This window comes from Atopobium sp. oral taxon 199 str. F0494 (assembly GCF_000411555.1).
GTDB lineage: Bacteria > Actinomycetota > Coriobacteriia > Coriobacteriales > Atopobiaceae > Lancefieldella.
In genome coordinates, this window is sequence record NZ_KE150486.1 from 278,882 (window position 1) to 296,223 (window position 17,342).

Annotated in this window: 14 protein-coding genes; 10 read left to right on the forward strand and 4 right to left on the reverse strand. The window is 53.3% G+C overall.

Going from position 1 to position 17,342, the window contains the following annotated elements:
* Positions 1 to 126 precede the first annotated feature (126 nt).
* Genes HMPREF1527_RS01170 through HMPREF1527_RS01185 form a run of 4 tightly spaced genes read right to left on the reverse strand, consistent with a single transcriptional unit; the run spans position 127 to position 4,752 of the window.
* A complete protein-coding gene (locus HMPREF1527_RS01170; RefSeq protein ID WP_016476871.1) occupies positions 127 to 1,272 on the reverse strand; it encodes a glycosyltransferase family 8 protein in 1,146 nt (381 codons plus the stop codon).
* 17 nt (positions 1,273 to 1,289) lie between these two features.
* On the reverse strand, positions 1,290 to 2,132 hold the full coding sequence (locus HMPREF1527_RS01175) for a TatD family hydrolase (protein WP_016476872.1): 843 nt from the start codon (positions 2,130 to 2,132) through the stop codon (positions 1,290 to 1,292).
* The gene (locus HMPREF1527_RS01180) at positions 2,125 to 2,931 is read right to left on the reverse strand and encodes a ThiF family adenylyltransferase (RefSeq protein WP_016476873.1); all 807 of its coding nucleotides are present in this window, start codon (positions 2,929 to 2,931) and stop codon (positions 2,125 to 2,127) included. Before HMPREF1527_RS01180 ends, HMPREF1527_RS01175 begins: the two co-directional genes overlap by 8 nt.
* Before the next feature lie 60 nt (positions 2,932 to 2,991).
* Positions 2,992 to 4,752: an ABC transporter ATP-binding protein gene (locus HMPREF1527_RS01185; RefSeq protein ID WP_016476874.1), complete on the reverse strand. Its 1,761-nt coding sequence runs from the start codon at positions 4,750 to 4,752 to the stop codon at positions 2,992 to 2,994.
* Between the two features lie 327 nt (positions 4,753 to 5,079).
* Here HMPREF1527_RS01185 and HMPREF1527_RS01190 point away from each other — a divergent pair, with 327 nt between their 5' ends.
* From HMPREF1527_RS01190 to HMPREF1527_RS01240, 10 genes are all read left to right on the forward strand, one after another.
* On the forward strand, positions 5,080 to 7,767 hold the full coding sequence (locus HMPREF1527_RS01190) for a valine--tRNA ligase (protein WP_016476875.1): 2,688 nt from the start codon (positions 5,080 to 5,082) through the stop codon (positions 7,765 to 7,767).
* Positions 7,768 to 7,782: 15 nt separating this feature from the next.
* On the forward strand, positions 7,783 to 9,456 hold the full coding sequence (locus HMPREF1527_RS01195; RefSeq protein ID WP_016476876.1) for a formate--tetrahydrofolate ligase: 1,674 nt from the start codon (positions 7,783 to 7,785) through the stop codon (positions 9,454 to 9,456).
* Positions 9,456 to 10,109: a cyclodeaminase/cyclohydrolase family protein gene (locus tag HMPREF1527_RS01200; RefSeq protein WP_016476877.1), complete on the forward strand. Its 654-nt coding sequence runs from the start codon at positions 9,456 to 9,458 to the stop codon at positions 10,107 to 10,109. Before HMPREF1527_RS01195 ends, HMPREF1527_RS01200 begins: the two co-directional genes overlap by 1 nt.
* A complete protein-coding gene (locus HMPREF1527_RS01205; protein ID WP_016476878.1) occupies positions 10,109 to 11,032 on the forward strand; it encodes a bifunctional 5,10-methylenetetrahydrofolate dehydrogenase/5,10-methenyltetrahydrofolate cyclohydrolase in 924 nt (307 codons plus the stop codon). The genes HMPREF1527_RS01200 and HMPREF1527_RS01205 overlap by 1 nt, the downstream gene beginning before the upstream one ends.
* Positions 11,017 to 11,625, forward strand: a complete 609-nt coding sequence (gene folE, locus HMPREF1527_RS01210; RefSeq protein ID WP_016476879.1) for a GTP cyclohydrolase I FolE — start codon at positions 11,017 to 11,019, stop codon at positions 11,623 to 11,625. The genes HMPREF1527_RS01205 and folE overlap by 16 nt, the downstream gene beginning before the upstream one ends.
* Positions 11,626 to 11,633: 8 nt before the next feature.
* Positions 11,634 to 13,052 carry a folylpolyglutamate synthase/dihydrofolate synthase family protein gene (locus HMPREF1527_RS01215; protein ID WP_016476880.1) on the forward strand — a complete coding sequence of 473 codons (1,419 nt, stop codon included), beginning with the start codon at positions 11,634 to 11,636 and terminating at the stop codon, positions 13,050 to 13,052.
* Entirely contained in the window at positions 13,033 to 13,671 is a 639-nt protein-coding gene (locus HMPREF1527_RS01220; protein ID WP_232209514.1) for a hypothetical protein, read from the forward strand. The genes HMPREF1527_RS01215 and HMPREF1527_RS01220 overlap by 20 nt, the downstream gene beginning before the upstream one ends.
* A 431-nt stretch (positions 13,672 to 14,102) precedes the next feature.
* A complete protein-coding gene (locus tag HMPREF1527_RS01230) occupies positions 14,103 to 14,534 on the forward strand; it encodes a zinc ribbon domain-containing protein (protein ID WP_003148160.1) in 432 nt (143 codons plus the stop codon).
* Positions 14,535 to 14,730: 196 nt separating this feature from the next.
* Positions 14,731 to 16,497 carry a threonine--tRNA ligase gene (thrS, locus tag HMPREF1527_RS01235; RefSeq protein ID WP_016476883.1) on the forward strand — a complete coding sequence of 589 codons (1,767 nt, stop codon included), beginning with the start codon at positions 14,731 to 14,733 and terminating at the stop codon, positions 16,495 to 16,497.
* Positions 16,490 to 17,314 (forward strand): PLP-dependent transferase, encoded by an 825-nt coding sequence (locus HMPREF1527_RS01240; protein ID WP_156825440.1) that lies wholly within the window; start codon positions 16,490 to 16,492, stop codon positions 17,312 to 17,314. Before thrS ends, HMPREF1527_RS01240 begins: the two co-directional genes overlap by 8 nt.
* The last annotated feature ends 28 nt before the right edge of the window (positions 17,315 to 17,342 follow it).

Genomic DNA, 17,342 nt, shown 5'->3' on the forward strand with positions numbered 1-17,342 from the left:
GGTACTTCTCCAGCATATGTGCAGAATCGCTGCAGGTAAACGCATTAGTCGCGCCGCCAGACCTGCTGCGCTAGCCGCAAGCCGCACCACTTGACCTGCGGCAAAGCCGGCGCCACCCGGCGCGCTTTACAGATTGCTGCCGCCGAGCTTGCCGTAGGTGTCGATGACGCGCACGCGCGCCGTCGAGCCCGGCGGACAGACGTGGTCAAACAACGGCAGGATGCCGCGGAAGATAACGCCCGACTGAACACGGTGTGCAAGGCCCTTGGCGGTTCTTCTCGACTCTTCCAGTTGCGAACGAAGTTCTTCAAGATAAGGAGAACGACGTGCGTAGAACCAAAAGAGTCCTGCCAGGTCGGAGTTGGGATACAGCCAGGGGCGGTTGTCGGGTCCGGCGTAGTGTACGATGCAGAGATCTTTGCGAGCTTCGTCGTATTCATCGCGAACGTCTTTTGGAGCCTGCGCCACAATGTGCGTGCGGCGCAAGAACTGCCAGTCTGCAAGATAGTTCCACTTCATGGGAATGCGCAGGTAGTGTCCGTTAATCAACCGATTCAATACATCCTGATCAAGCCAGCGCCAGTTGCGCATGGTGGCAACCTTGAGAAACTCTTCGGGTGCAATGGAAACGCGAATCTCGGCAAGGTTCATCAGAATGACCCCGGCCTGGAAGTAGTCGTGCGGGTCGTTCATGCCAAGCTCATGTTTGAGATACGGCCCCACGGTTGAATCGTAGCCGTCAATCTGACCGATAGTGTCGGCGTCGCGCGTTGCCGCTACGAGGTATCTCGTAACGTCGATGTCATAAAGCTCTGCGATATCGTGGTTGACGACAAGGTCGGAATCGAGGTAGATAGCCTTAGCAACGTTAGGCAGAAGAGACGGAGCCAAGAGGCGGAAATAGGTCTCGGGACGAAAGTGCCCGTGATGGGGAAGTTCAATATCGCCCAGAGCCGCGTCAACGTCTAAAAACCCGATGCCCACATTGGGCGTTACCTGGCACTGTCGTGTCAGAGTAATCATGCTGGTGGGAGAGAGGTCGCGCGTGAGAACGATGACGTCATAGTTACGCTCGGCGCTGGCGGTCTCAATAATGGACTGTACGGCAACGGAGAGGTATGGCACAAAGTTGTCGCTGCAGGCAAACACCAGCACGACATCGTCAAGGGCAAGTCCCAGCTCGTCGGATGAACTGGCGAGCATGGCGCCGGGAAGCGGGCTTCGATTGGTGATAAAGCTCCGCGGGGGAGTTGTTTTGCGCAGTTTTCTCATACGTAAAACTTTAGCACTTACGCGCCAAAAAGGGCTGCGGCGTTTGCAACCGCCTCCGGACGCACGTCATATCCGCGCGCTTTGCTCAATCCTTTACAGGTTCGTTTCAGGCTGGCGAGAAGATCTTCAAGGCTGCATGCCGGCTGCTTGGATGAGGGCAAATCTGTTTCCGTAAGCAGACGATGCGCAGGGTAGACCTTTGCGTACTCGCGACCTTTACCAGTCTTGAGGCTCTGCTCGCCAACGGAAAACCAGCAGCCGGCTTTGATGGCGCGTTGCAGCTGGTCTGAGGAGCCACTGAACCAGTGGAAAACAGGCCGGCACCTTGTAAGCGCGCCGGTATCCTCAAGCACATCAAGCACGGTATCAGCGCTTCTGACTGTGTGAATAGAGAGTACTTTCGGCGCATCGTCGGAAGATGTGCGCGCTGCCGCAAGACAGATACTCTTGAAGGCTCGAAGCTGGCACTCCTGCATCTCGGCGACATTGAAGCGAGAAGAAAAATCCAGTCCTATTTCACCAATAAAGCGCTGTTCAGAGATGGCGTCTAACATCAGTTCAAGGTCAGCTTCGCCGACTCGTCCATCCGAGATCCACCAGGGGTGCGCTCCTAGGCCGATACGTATGCCGCTTGCAACAGAGCAACCTGCTGTACCGGCAATCGTCTCAGTGATACGGGGAAAATCAGCGGGGGAGACGCCACAGGAAAAGAAGCCGACGCGATGTGCTAAAGCGCTCCTCGCTAGTTCAGGCGCCGTGGACATAAGATCAAGGTGCACGTGAGCATCAAAGTAATCGAGTGAGGCAATGTCTGGGGAGGGCAGAGTAGCGTCGAACCTGACCTGTGAGGTATCAGGCATGGGCATCGCCTTCTTCGTTAAGTCCTGTCAGATGCAAGATAACATCGCTTGCAATCAGCTGGCCCATGATAGGGGGAATGTAAGACATAGTGCCGAGCTGTGCAGTTTTATTTCTGTTATCAAGCTGTGTAGCTGTGCCTTTAACGCTTGTGCTTTTGGTATCTTTGTCGTTAGTGTCCTCAGGTGCAAAGACCCTGCGCGCCGCTTCAGGCGAATAGACGACGCGAAAATCGTCAAGTCCGCGCTTACGGGACTCTTTGCGCATAATGCGCGCCAAGGCATCATCATGAGTTTGGGAGAGCATGGAGACCTTAAGCAATTCGGGATATATCTTGTTGGCGCCTCCCATGCTGGAAATAAAATAAATGCCGGCATCTTGCGCCCAGCGCGCCGCAGCCAGTTTGGCGGATACGGTGTCGATGGCATCAACCAGCACGTTGGGGCAAGGAAGCGCACTGAGCAATTCCGGTACCGTTTCTTTGAGAAGAAAGGCGTCCAAGGTTATCACTTCGGCTGCAGGATTGATGTCTAAAATGAGGTTACGGGTGGCATCCGTCTTTCTTTGTCCCAAGGTATGCACAAAGGCAATGGCCTGCCGGTTGAGATTACTTGCTTCCACGGTATCAGCGTCTACCAGCACAAAGTGGCCAATCCCTCCGCGCGCAAGTGCTTCTACGCAATTTGACCCGACGCCTCCAAGGCCAAGTACCATGACGCAGGCGTTTTGAAGGCGAGCAAGACGTTCGTGTCCAAGAATCAGCTCAAGACGTGTCGTTGCGTTTGGGATCTGCTCTGCCATAGGTCTCCTTGGGTAGAAAAAACTGCTGTTTATTATACCTTTTAAGCATACAGTTTTATCCTACTGCTCAAGGGTATACAGAGCCTTGAAGTACTCGTCATGGGCTATAAGTTCGTCAAAGGTGCCCTTCTCAACGAGGCGGCCGTCCTTCATCACCAGGATCTCGTCAAATTTTGTAAGCTGTGCTTCCTCCAGGTTGTGTGTGATCACAATGCGCGTGGTGTCTGTAAGGTTTGCTATAGAGCTGATGATCTGATCGGCGGTCGCATGATCAAGGGCTGAAGTAGCTTCGTCCAGAAGAAGAACATCGGTTCCTCGCAGCAAGCTTCGGGCAATGCAGACGCGCTGCCGCTCTCCGCCGGAAAGACTGGAACCACCCTCGCCGCAGTGGTAGTCAAGACCGTTCTTCTCAATGAATTCGGCAAGACCAGCACGGTTACAGGCGTCCATGATGGCGTCTTCAGGATAATCACCGAACATGGTGACGTTATCTTTGATGGAGGCATTGAAGAGGAAGTTTTCTTGCTGTACCAATGAGACGTTTTGGTACAGGGACTTCCTGCTGATGTCTTTGAGTTCAAGAGAATCGTAGAAAATGCTGCCTGTGTAGCTAGGATAGCCGCCCATGAGCAGGCTCAACAGCGTAGATTTGCCGGATCCTGAGGTACCCACGATGGCATAACTCTTCTTAGCTTCAAACGTGACAGTAAGATTTTTGAGGACCGGTGTGTCCTTCTCGTAGCCAAACGTTATGCGGTCAAGAGAAATAGCCTTCTCAACAGGAGAAAGAGAGGCAGTTCCCTCTTCATCTGCCTCTTCTGCCAGAAGCCTAGCTAGTTTATCGATGAGCTTGTAGGAAGCTTTACGGGCTGCGATGACAGGAGGTACTTCTTCCATAGGTAAGCCGATATAGCCCATGAGAAGAGCTGCCATGAAAATGCCGCCGGGGGTGACACCCTGGTTAGTTGCACAGAGATAGGCACCAAAGCCCAGTACGGCGCCTTGGGAAATATCAAAGGCAGCGACGCTTACCAGCGAGATGAGGCGATCTGATCTGCGATAGTGCTGCTTCGCTTCTTCCAGGTGCTTATTATCAAGATCGAAGAGTCTCAATGCCGAAGCCCCTGCATCAAAGCTTTTGATAAGCGGAAAGCCTTTGATAAGATCGCTTATCTGGGCTACAAACGTGCTTGCGCTGTCAGAAGCTTTCTTTTGATCTGCGGCAAGTTTGTCTCCAAGTCGGGTAATGCTTACCAACAGGGGAACGATCGAAGACAGTATAGCTACAATTGCAAGAGGAATGCTCTGTACAAAAAGTATGACAAGAGCTATGACAAAGGCAACGCTCTTTCCAGCCAGAAGAAACAGCTTTTCGAGATAAGAGCTTTCGATCGAGTAAATATCATTGGTAAAAGCTGAGACATAATCACTGCCTCCTCCTCCCTCGAAGGTGCTGATCTTCTTATTGAGAAGGTACTTGAAAGCGGTGTTGCGATAGTTCGTACAAGCTTGATATATGAATTTTGGAACGAGCCGTCTTGTTGTCAGTCTGATGAGAATAATGACGATCGTCATAAGAATGTCCAGAAAAATGAAGAAGAAGATATCGCCGACTGATTGGGCAACGGCAGCATTAACGATACTCGAAGCTATATAAGGGCTGAAGACCGTTGTCGAGAAGAGTAGGACATAGAAAAACAGTCCGCCAAAGAGAGAGAGTTTGTTATCCCAGAAAAGACTTTTAACGAGTTGCTTCTTTATTGTTGAAACATTGCTGGTAGGATGCGTGGATGATTCTATCGTTTTTGCGTCAGTCTTCATGAGATATCCTCCCCAGGTGCCTTGTATCTCTTCTGACTGGTGAAAATGATAGTTTCGGGCACATAAGAGAAAAGTCATTTTGCAATTATGTTAATTTTTCAGTAACAATGCCGGCGGGCGATAAGTTCGAGCATGCTGCAAAAAGCCTCAAGAAACTCCCAGGGAGCCGCCGAGAAGCCCCAAAAGGCCCCTTATGCTGTCGGGTCAAATTTGAAATAATAGTCAGCTGTTCGATTCAGGTACATCAGTACAATATATTGTGCAATAGTTGACAGGATTGTTATCTAACATCAACGTTACTCAAAGCACGTGAAAGGCGTATATACCGTGGAAGAAATGCCCAAGACGTATGACCCTCAGGCTGCTGAGCCTGAGCTCATTAAAAAATGGATACAAGCCGGCTGCTATGGCCGTAGCAAAGGCACAGAAGATCGCACCGTTGTGATTCCGCCACCTAACGTTACCGGCATTCTCCACATGGGCCATGCTATGGATGACACCATTCAAGATACGTATATCCGCTACAGCCGCATGCGCGGCTATTCCACGCGTTGGATCCTCGGCACCGATCACGCGGGCATTGCCACGCAAACAAAGGTCGACAAAAAGCTGAAGTCCGAAGGTATTTCTCGCCTGGAGATTGGTCGCGAGAAGTTCGTTGAAGCCTGCTGGGACTGGACGCGTGAGTACGGTGGCACCATCGTCGAGCAGATTAAGCGCATGGGCTGCTCCATTGACTTTGACGACGAGAAGTTCACGATGTCGCCGGAGTATACCCGCGCCGTGCGTAAGGTCTTTGTGGACTGGTATCACAATGGCCTTATCTATCGTGGTAAGCGTATCGTCAACTGGTGCCCTCATTGTGAAACGTCCATCTCCGATGACGAGGCGGAATATGCTGACGAGAAGGGCCATCTGTGGTATCTGCGCTATCCGCTGAAAGAGCCTGTCAACGGGATTGACTACATTACGGTTGCTACCACACGTCCCGAGACAATGCTTGGCGATACGGGTGTGGCGGTCTCTCCCCAGGATCCCGAGAAGGCTGCTCTGGTAGGTGCGACGGTCGTGCTGCCCATCGTGGGCCGTGAGATTCCCATTTTTTCGGATTGGCACGTTGATGCCGGCTTTGGTACCGGCTTTGTCAAAGTTACTCCGGCACACGACCCCAACGACTTTGCCATGGGGGAGGCGCATGGTCTTGAGAAGATCAACATCTTCGACGAACACGCCGTAGTTGTTGATGGCTACGGTGAGTTTTCCGGCATGGATCGCGACCAGGCACGCGAGGCTATCGTAGCCTGGTTTGAGGAGCATGGCCTTCTCGATCACATCGAAGACCTTGAGCACTCCGTCATGCACTGCTATCGCTGCGGCACAACGCTTGAGCCATGGCTCTCCGAGCAGTGGTTTGTTGCCGTTGATAAGCTTAAAGAACCTGCTGCACAGGCGGTTCGCAAAGGAGACGTAACCTTCCATCCCGAGCGCTGGACACAGACCTATCTCACGTGGATGGATAACCTTCGTGATTGGAACATTTCCCGGCAGCTTTGGTGGGGTCATCGTATTCCGGTCTTTTACTGCGACGACTGTGGCTGGCAAGACGCTCTTATGGAGGATACCGATGTCTGTCCCAAGTGTGGCGGCCATCACGTACACCAAGATGAAGACGTATTGGATACCTGGTTCTCCTCGCAGCTGTGGACTTTTGCCACGCAGGGCTGGCCTGAACATCCCGAGCAGCTGGAAGGCCACCATCCCACAAAGGTACTGGTAACCGCTCGCGATATCATTGCTCTTTGGGTGGCACGCATGATTATGAGCTCGCTTTACTTTACGCATGAGATTCCGTTTCATGATGTGTACATCTACGCCACCATCCTGGCTAAAGACGGCAGCCGCATGTCAAAATCAAAGGGCAACGGCGTAGATCCCATGGATCTTATTGCCAAGTACGGCGCCGATGCTATGCGTTATAACCTGTTGACGCTTATTACCAACAATCAAGACGTCAAGTTTGACGCCGTTCTTGATAAAAAGACCAAGGAGCTTCTTGAGTCCCCGCGCACAGATCAGGCTCGCTCCTTTGTGACCAAGATTTGGAATGCTAGCCGATTTGTGCAGATGAACCTTGATGGGTATCTGCCGGGGGAGCCAAAGGCTAAAACGCCGGAAGATGCGTGGATGTTTTCGCGTCTTGCTCGCGTGGTTGCGGAGACGACAGAACAGCTGGAATCCTACGGTTTTGGCGATTATGCCCGCAACATCCAGGCATTTTTCTGGAACGATGTCTGCGACTGGTACATTGAGCTTTGCAAGTCTCGGCTTTTGAACGGAGATACTGAAGAGCGCCTTCAAGTTCAGCGAAACCTTGTATTTGTGTTGGACGTGTCTATGCGCCTTTTGCATCCTGTGATGCCATTTGTGACAGAGAGCGTTTGGGACTCCCTTCCTGCATCGGGCGTGTTCAACCATGATGCAACGTTTTTGATGACTGCCGAATGGCCAGAACCTCAAGAGCTTGCTCGCTTCATTAATGACGAGGCCGAACATAACTTCTCACTTGCAAAGACTGTTGTTTCTGCGGCTCGCTCAACGAGGGCGAGGTATCGTTTGTCGCCAAAGACCGAGCTTAAAATGGCGGTTCGCGCAACAGCAAAGGATACTGCTGCGCTCGAGAGCCAGGTCAGTTTCATGCAAAGCGTCGGTCGCATTTCTGAGTTACACATCGGTTGGGACATACAAAAGCCCGAAGGTTCCGTTTCCGTTGCTGAAGGTGGCCTTGAACTGTATGTGATTCTGGGCGATCTTGTTGATTTGCAGGCTGAAGCAAAACGTCTTGAGAAAGATCTTGCTTCCGCTGAAAAAGAGCTTCTCGGCGTCAAACGCACCCTCGCCAACGAGGGCTTTGTTGCCAAGGCCGCACCTGACGTCATCGAGAAGAAGCGTTTGCGCGCCGCTGAGCTTGAAACCCTTGTGGAACAGTTCAAGAAGCAAATCGCTGATTTTTCGTAAATGAGGTGAGCCGTTGTGTCCCAGCACAAGTCTGACATCGAGATTGCCCAAGAGGCGCCGTTGCTTCCTATTGTTGAGGTAGCGAGAAGAGCTGGCATTTCCGAGAATCTTCTCGAACCCTATGGCCGCTATAAGGCGAAAATCAACTCCCGCGCACTGGCCGACAAGCCCGCTTGCGGCAAACTTATTTTGGTCACCGCTATCAATCCGACCCCGGCAGGGGAAGGCAAGACAACTACCTCAGTTGGCTTGGCTGACGCGCTGAATCAAACCGGACACAAAGCAATGCTGGCGCTTCGTGAACCCTCGCTTGGGCCTGTCTTTGGCGTCAAGGGGGGAGCTGCGGGAGGCGGGTACGCGCAAGTTGTTCCCATGGAGGATATCAATTTGCACTTTACCGGCGATTTTCATGCTATTGGCGCCGCCAACAACCTATGCGCCGCCCTGCTGGACAACCATATCAAACAGGGCAATGAGCTGGGAATTGATCCACGCCGCGTGGTGTGGAAACGCTGCGTTGACATGAATGACCGACAACTTCGTCATGTGATGGACGGACTCGGTGGTATTGCGGACGGGATGCCTCGTGAAGACGGTTTTGATATTACGGTGGCCTCCGAGGTTATGGCGGTGTTCTGCCTCGCGTCTGGCATACGTGACCTCAAAGAACGTTTGGGCAGGATGATTGTTGCCTATACCTTTGACAGGCACCCGGTGACAGCTCACGATATCCATGCTGAAGGCGCCATGACCGCGCTTTTGAAAGACGCGCTGCTGCCTAATTTGGTGCAGACGCTTGAACATACGCCGGCGCTCGTGCACGGAGGACCCTTCGCCAACATTGCTCACGGATGCAACTCTGTGGAGGCGACTCAAACAGCATTGCGCCTGGCGGATTATGTGGTTACCGAGGCGGGCTTTGGGGCCGATTTGGGCGCCGAGAAGTTTCTTGATATCAAGTGCCGTGAGGCGAATCTCGCCCCGAATGCGGTGGTGTTGGTGGCTACGGTGCGCGCCCTCAAATACAACGGCGGCGTTGCCCGGGCAGATTTGGAAGCCGAGAACCTCGCCGCGCTTGAAGCTGGTCTTCCGAACCTGCTCCGTCACGTTGATAACCTTCAGGAGGTCTATGGACTGCCTGTCGTGGTGGCTATCAACGCGTTTCCTACAGATACCTCAGCTGAACTGGCACTTATTGAAAAATCGTGCAAAGAGCACGGTGTGAGCGTGGCGCTTTCCGAGGTTTGGGAAAAAGGTGGTAAAGGGGGCCTGGCGCTGGCAGAAGAAGTGCTTCGCCTGTGCGAGAAGCCCGTTGAGCTTCGGTACGCCTATGACTTGCATGAGAGCCTTGCGCAGAAAGTTGAGGCTATTGCCACGAGAATCTATCATGCCGATGGCGCCGACTTTACGCCCTCGGCGGCAAAACAGATAAAGCAGCTTGAGGAGCTGGGCTTTGGGGAACTTCCCGTCTGCATGGCAAAGACGCAGTATTCCTTTAGTGACGACCAGACCAAACTTGGCGCGCCTGAACATTTCCGCATTACCGTGCGAGACGTGCGCGTCTCCGCTGGTGCGGGTTTTGTGGTGTGTCTTACCGGCAACATCATGACCATGCCGGGTCTGCCTAAAAAACCCGCAGCGGAAAATATTGACGTGCTTGATGACGGACGAATCGTAGGTCTGTTCTGATGACGATTCCTGAAAGACCCGAAGAAGTCAATTTCACAAGCTATACCTGTGAAGAGTACGCGCAACATCTTGCCGCCCGGGAACCCATTCCCGGAGGTGGTGGTGCGGCGGCAATGACTGGCGCTTTGGGAATCGCGTTGGCATCTATGGCCGGCGCCTTTGCGGTGGGCAAGCCCCGTTATGCCGCCTATGAAAAAGACTTGGTTTCCCACAGCGCCCGCGCTGAGCGTCTGCGCCGGGAACTTCTTGAACTGGTCAATGAGGATTCACGTCAGTTTCTTTTGGTGTCTGACGCTTTTGCCATCTCCAAGGATGACCCTTCTCGAGCTCAACGTATTGAAGAGGCACTCATAGCGGCCGCTAAACCGCCTCTCAGGGTTATGGAAGTCATTTGTGAAACCATTGCGCTGCTTGAAGAAATGCAGGTCAAAGGTTCACGACTCTTGCTCTCCGACGTCGGCTGCGGTGCGGCGCTTTCACGCGGCGCTCTGGAAGCGGCCTCTCATACCGTCTTTGTCAACACGCGCTCAATGCAAGACCGTGCGTATGCGGCATCGGTTAACGAACAAGCCACGGCTCTCATGGACACATGGATTCCGCGTGCGGAAGCTTTGAGCCGTCATGTGAGCAAGCATTTGCAAGGGGAGGCATAATGGCCGAAGAGTTGCGTGGCGCTCCCGTTGCCGCGGCGCTTACGGAAGCGCTTTCCATTCGAGCTGCCGCTCTGGCCGAGCGGGGGATACTTCCTACGCTGGCCATACTTCGTCTTGGCGAACGCGCTGACGATCTGGCCTATGAGCGGGCAGCCCTCAAACGTGCCGAGAAGATTGGCATTGCCGTGAGACAGATAGCGCTTTCACGCAATGCGTCGCAGCACGACGTTGACGAGACAATCCGTGATATTTCTTCGGACCCGCACATTCACGCCTGCCTGCCCCTGCGACCGTTTCCAAAAATGATTGACGAGGCAGGTGCTTTCGCACTCCTTTCTCCGAGCAAAGACGTTGATTGTGCCACCGATTCAATGCTGCTTGCCACGCTTACCGGAAGACCTGATGCGCTGGCGCCCTGCACGGCCGAGGCGGTTATCGCCATACTTGACTATTACGGTATTGAGATTACCGGCGCTCGTGTTGCGGTTGTAGGCCGCTCAAACGTCATTGGCCGTCCCATAGCGGCGCTTTTGACTGCGCGTGACGCTACTGTGACGGTGTGTCATAGCCGCACCGTTGATGTGTCGGCCATTACCCGCGAAGCGGAAGTGCTCGTGGTGGCCGCAGGCCAAGCTCACATGATCGGTGCTAACCACGTTTCTTCCGGTCAGACAGTCATTGACGTAGGTATCAACTGGGATGAAAAATCGCAAAGACTTGTCGGCGATGTTGATACGGAGGCAATCAAAGATATTGTGGCTGCCTATACGCCTGTTCCTGGTGGCGTCGGCAGCGTGACCACCGCTATTCTCGCCAAACACGTCATTGAAGCCGCGGAAAGAGCCGCGGAGAAAGCGACGAGAGCGGCGAGAGTCGCGCATGGGACAGCGGAAAGGACGGAAGCCTCGTGGCGGAAACGATAGAAGGAACCGACAACACTGCGGAGTTTGCCCCTCTTGACCAGGCACGCGTTCGCGCTGCGGTCAAGGAGTTTCTCGTGGCTATTGGCGAGGATCCCGAGCGCGAAGGACTTCTCGAGACACCCGACAGGGTCGCCCGCGCGTGCGCGGAGCTCTTCAGCGGTATGCAGGAAGATCCTGCCGCTCATTTGCGCAAGCAATTCCACGAAGAGGGCAACCACGAGATGGTGATCGTTCGCGATATCCCATTTTCCTCTACGTGCGAACATCATATTTTACCGTTTGTTGGCAAGGCGCACGTTTGCTACATCCCTAAAGGAGGCCGCATTACAGGACTTTCAAAAATTGCCCGCTGCGTGATGGGGTATTCTCGCCGTCTGCAGGTGCAGGAGCGTCTTTGCGGCCAGGTGGCCGACGCTATGATGAGCGAACTTGATCCGCTGGGCGTGCTGGTGGTAATGGAAGCCGAACACACCTGTATGACTATGCGTGGCGTCAGAAGCGCAGGCGCACTGACGCTCACCTCGGCGGTCAGAGGTATTTTCAAGGACAACGAGAAGACCCGCGCTGAAGCTATGCGTCTTTTGGGTCTGTAGGGAGTTTCATGTCGTATCATGTACCGTTTGAGTTAAGCGACTACACCTATGATGAAGCCGTGGCCGTACTTCAGGCTACCAAGAAATTCGGCATCCAGCCTTTACTTGAATCCGTTGTGGACATGCTGTCTGAATTGGGAAATCCTGACGCGTGCTTCAAGAGTGTGCAGATCGCGGGTACTAACGGTAAGACTTCAACGTCTCGCTACACGGCGGCGTTTTTACGCGAAGAAGGTCTTAAGACAGCGCTCTATACCTCTCCTGAGCTGGTGAGTCTTACCGAACGCATGGAGGTAGAGGGCGTCCCTGTGACAAAAGCGGTGTTTGGGCATGGCATTGCGGCGGCCGTTACCGCAGGCAGACGCGTGAATAACGCGCGCGCCACTGCAGGTAAACGCCCCTATGACATTACCGAGTTTGACCTGCTGACGGTAGCCGCGCTTACGATTTTCGCAGAAGCCGATATTGATGTTGCGGTGTTGGAATGCGGCATGGGCGGCCGTTGGGACGCTACATCGGCGGCGCAAAACATCGTCTCCGTAGCCGTTACTGGTATAGGACTTGATCACACACGCATTCTAGGCGATACGCTTGAAAAAATCGCAGGCGAGAAGGCCGCTATCATCAAACGCGGACGCACCTGCGTGCTTGGCGTTGGAACGGCGACACCTGCCAGTGTTGAAGAGGTCTTTCTTTCCCGCGCCGCTGAAGAGGGCGTAGCGCCGACGCTGCTTCGCGCGGCCGACGCCCGCGATGTGGCAGGGGAGATGCAGGAAGGTATTGTGCAACGGCATGCCAACCTTCCGCTTGCAACCTTTGCCGTCACCAAGCGCCCCGCGCGCCTGGGCTTTCCGCTTGAACTGACGCTAACAACGCCTCGTGCTGTTTATGCGGATCTCGCGACACTTAAGCCCGGCTATCAAGCGGCAAACATCGCGCTGGCTCTCTGTGTGGCCGAAGATTTTCTCGGTCGGCCACTCAACGCGGACAAGGCGTATACCGCTGCAATCAGCTGTCCTACGCCCGGCCGCTTTCAGCTGCTGCGTCCAGATCCACTAGTACTTATTGACGCGGCGCATAACCCGCAGTCGGTAGCAACGTTCCTCTCGGCTATTCGCGCTTTTGAGCCCGATGTGCATCGACGTCCTAAACTTTTGACGGCTGTCTTGGCTGATAAGGATGTTCGCGGTATCGCCAATCTTCTAGCCAAGGAGTTTCCCGCCGTGATAGTGACGCAAACGGCGTCAAAGCGCGCACTTCCGGCCGAAGAGCTCGCGGAGATATATAGAGAGCTTGGAGTGCAGGTGGAGTCCGTCTTTCCTACGGTAGGCGCCGCCGTGCGCGCTCTTAAGCATGAGTCATATGTGGCTTGTGGCACCATTACACTGGCGGGAGAAGTGACAGCGCTTGTGGGAGATTTTGCCTGAGGGACATCCAACGCGTAAGTGCAGTTCATGGATTGAAAATACGCAAAAATGTTATAATCCGCAACGTTGTAAAAAACAGTACCTAAGATTGGACATTGAAATGGGATTATTCGATTTATTTGGAGGAAGTAAAAAAGCAACCGAGCTGGATGCGGCAAGAAGTGACGAAAATAAAAAGCTCATGAGAGAAATTTTTGATAAAAAAATCGATAACGGCTCGGAGTATGCAATAGTCTATGCGTATTCAGAAGATATCGGCGGAGCTAACTTTGCTGTAATTCGCACGGTTTCTTATAAATACCGAAACTTTATACTTGGTTATAGGGAAAGCGACCTAAGCCTGGTTTTTCTTGAAGTCAGTCCTGATTTGAGTCAGGTTGGTGAAGCGCTTGCATATAAACCGCAGGATGTGAAGAGAAAGAACTTTGTAAAAATGGCAGGCTCGTATTATCTCCAATACGGAAGCTCATTTAAAAAGGAATTCTTCAATTTCTTTGTTCCGGAAACAATTGACGACATCCTTAATCTCGATTGGTACGATGAGGAAACATTTGCCTATGTTGACCAGCGAGAAGAGCACAGCAGCTGGGTTGCGTTTTGGAATAAATTTTGTAAATAAACGGTGAAGCATAATGCGTATGGCGCCAAATTATGTGGTAGCTTTTATGGCTGCTGCTTTCTTGATTTATAGCTATGTACAGATAACCGTTAAAAAGGCTGAGGTTCACAACGGATGCCTTCATGGAATAGTGGTTATAATTGCAGTTCTCCTGCTGGGAATGTCCCTTTATGGAATTGTATGTGCTATTCCTTTAGGGGAAGTGCAGCTTCAAATAGAACGCAGCTTCAGGTAAAAAGCTCACCTTATAGAGACTCCTCGTGCATCGCTTCGGGTTTATCCGAGTCATGACCGAAGTCTCCAATTTATACGCAGATTCTTTATTCTTGTGACTATCCGCTCTATTTTGGTTTACGATAGATGCGCTTGTGGTTCTCATTCCATACCCGTAGCCCGCCACAGCTTCGAATCGATTCTAAGGAGTTCCCGAGATGCAGGAAATTCTCGACCAGATCATCACCCCTGAGGTTCGTATGGTTCTCTACCTCATGGTCATCTGCGTGGTTATGCTTTACATCCTTTCCATTATCTACGTCATTCGCGACGCTCAACGCCGCGGCGCTGAGCCATGGTGGATGTGGGCGGTTATCTCGGTCGTTCCTATCGTGGGTCTTCTGGCGTATGTCATTTTGCGTCCTAGCAGCTACCTCATTGACCGTGAGGAGCAAGACTTGGACATCGCCCTTCGTGAGCATCAGCTTTCGCACTACGGCATTTGTCCCAAGTGCTCGGCTCCTATTGACCGCGACTTTATCGTGTGTCCTATCTGCAACACGCAGGTACGCAATGTGTGTCCAACCTGCCACCGTCCGCTCAATGCGGATTGGAAGGTCTGCCCGTATTGCCGTACGCGCATTCAGTAAGCGCATATGTTCTTACACGTACGACTGACAGAGACTATCGAGGCGTCTGCCCGCAGTTCTTTTACAGGCTGGGCAGGCGCCGTTATGTATGCCTGCTCAGACTTCGCGCCCTTCTCGCCAAAGCTTGTTCAAACTCTTTGATACTGCGAATATCGCGTGATATTGCGAGAAAAGTACTACCTAAGGAAGGTTTCATATGAAGGTTCTCTATAACGACGGCCACGTAGGAGAAATTACTGACGCCGCCGAAGAGTTGCATGTCATCAGGCACACGGCAGCTCACATGCTGGCTCAAGCCATCAAGCGTCTGTATCCCGAGGCAATGTTCGCTTATGGTCCTGCCACTGAGAACGGCTTTTACTACGACGTTGACCTCGGCGACGCCAAAATAAACACGGAGGATTTCCCAGCCCTTGAGGCGGAGATGAAAAAAATCGCCAAAGAAAACCTCAAGATTGAGACGTTTGAGCTGCCTCGTGACGAGGCTATCAAGCTGATGGAGGAGCGCGGCGAGAAGTACAAGGTAGAGCATATTGGCGACCTTGATCCGTCCGAGCGCATCACTTTTTATCAGCAGGGCGAATACATCGATATGTGCGTGGGACCGCACCTTCTCTACACCAAGGGCGTCAAGGCGTTCAAGCTGACGGGCGTCTCGGGCGCGTATTGGAAGGCCGACAAGAACAACAAGATGCTCACGCGCGTGAACGGTGTGGCATTTGCTACGAAAGACGAGCTTGCGCAGCATTTGAAGATGCTTGAAGAAGCCGAGAAGCGCGATCACCGTAAGATCGGCCGTGAGATGGAACTCTTTATGATGTCCGACTTCGGTCCGGGTTCGCCGTTCTGGCTTCCTAACGGCATGGCGGTTCGCAACGCGCTGACCGACTACTGGCACGAAATGATGGTTGCGTTCAACTATGAGGAAGTTCTGACGCCGCAGATTCTTTCCCGCTCTCTATGGGAAACTTCGGGCCACTGGGATCACTATAAGGAGAACATGTACACCACCTCGGTGGATGAAGAGGACTTCGCTATCAAGCCCATGAACTGCCCTGGTGCCTGCCTTATCTATAAGAATAGACCGCGCTCGTATCGCGACTTGCCCCTGAAGCTTGCCGAAGCCGGACTTGACCACCGCTACGAGATGAAGGGCGCTCTTCATGGTCTCTTTCGGGTGCGTGAGTTTACCCAAGACGACGCCCACATTTTCATTCGTCCCGATCAGATTACCGAGCAGGTTGCTGACGCGTCGCACCTGATTACCGCTTATTACGCGCAGTTTGGCTTCCCGTACCGCGTTGAGCTTTCTACGCGTCCCGATAACTCAATGGGCTCTGATGAGGATTGGGAGCGTGCCGAGCAGGGTCTCAAGGATGCGCTTGCGTCTATGGGCATCGAATATGTGCTTAACGAGGGTGACGGCGCGTTCTACGGACCTAAGATTGACTTCCACCTCACCGATTGCCTCGGACGTTCCTGGCAGTGCGGCACCATTCAGCTTGACTTCCAGCTGCCGCATAACTTCCAGCTAGAGTACGTTGACACTGACGGTACCAAGAAGCAGCCTATCATGATTCACCGCGCGGGTTTTGGTTCCTTCGACCGCTTTATCGGTATCCTGACCGAGCATTACGAGGGCAAGTTCCCGGTTTGGCTGGCTCCCTGCCAGGTCAAGGTACTTCCCGTGTCCGAGAAATCACGCGATTACGCGCACCAGGTGGCTGACGCGATTCAGGCGGCCGGTATCCGCGTCAAGGTTGACGACCGAGACGAGAAGATTGGCTACAAGATTCGCGAGGCTCGCTCCCTAGATCGCGTGCCGTATATGTTGATTATCGGCGAGAAAGAAGTTGAGGCCGGCAATATCTCCGTTCGCGACCGCACCAACGAGACCACTCCAAGTGCGCTTGATGATTTTATCACGCGCGTCAAAAAGGAGAATGACGAGCGCCTTGGCTAAGACAACGCGCGAAATTCTCTCTGAGTACGCAACGCATATGGGAACAGGCCACTGCCGGCTTGTTCCCCTTTCTGTATGGGAAGCACTTGTGTCACAGCTTTGTGCCGTTGAGGGCGAGAAGGGCGGGCAAGCCGCAAGGCCGGAGGGGCTCGCGCTCCTGAAAGACGTGCAAGCTGCAATGCCGGAGGGGCTCGCGCCTCTATGTCAATGGCGCGCTAAGCTTGTGGAACCTCTTTTTGGAAACCCCATTTGTGTGGCGGATATCAAAGGCCGCGCGCGTGAGTTAGCAGCGCTGCGCGAAAACGATGCTGCCACGCCCGCCACCACGCCCGCCACCACGCCGTTTCTTATAGCTGATGTGCGCCGATTTGGCTGCGAGCTCAGTCCGGCGTGTCGTTTAGGCGCGCGGCTTGCCGTTGACGCAGATCCGGGGTTTCCCGGCTTCGTAGTCGTGGGCATTGCCAAACACGCTCATCCACAGATTGCCGAGGTAGTTGAAACGGCGGCGGTGGATGCTGACAGCGTGCAAGCGGCTCCCGGCTCGGACGAGGCTCGAGAAGCTCGACGTACTTCTCGCCACCGCGCAAACGACGCCGCGGCAGTGATTGCGGCGTATTTGCGCGCGCATCCCAAGGTGGTTCAACTCAGGTATCCGGGGCTCAAAGACACCGAGCAATTCAAGATTTCCTCAACGCAGCTTATCGGCGGCTTTGGTCCGATTATTGATGTTCAGACTCAAGATCAGCCCGGTATCTGGCGCCGACTTGAAGCCAACGATACGGACCCTAAGCAGCAAATACTGAAGCTTGTGCTATAAAACGGAGCATTGTCGACTGGCTCCGCAT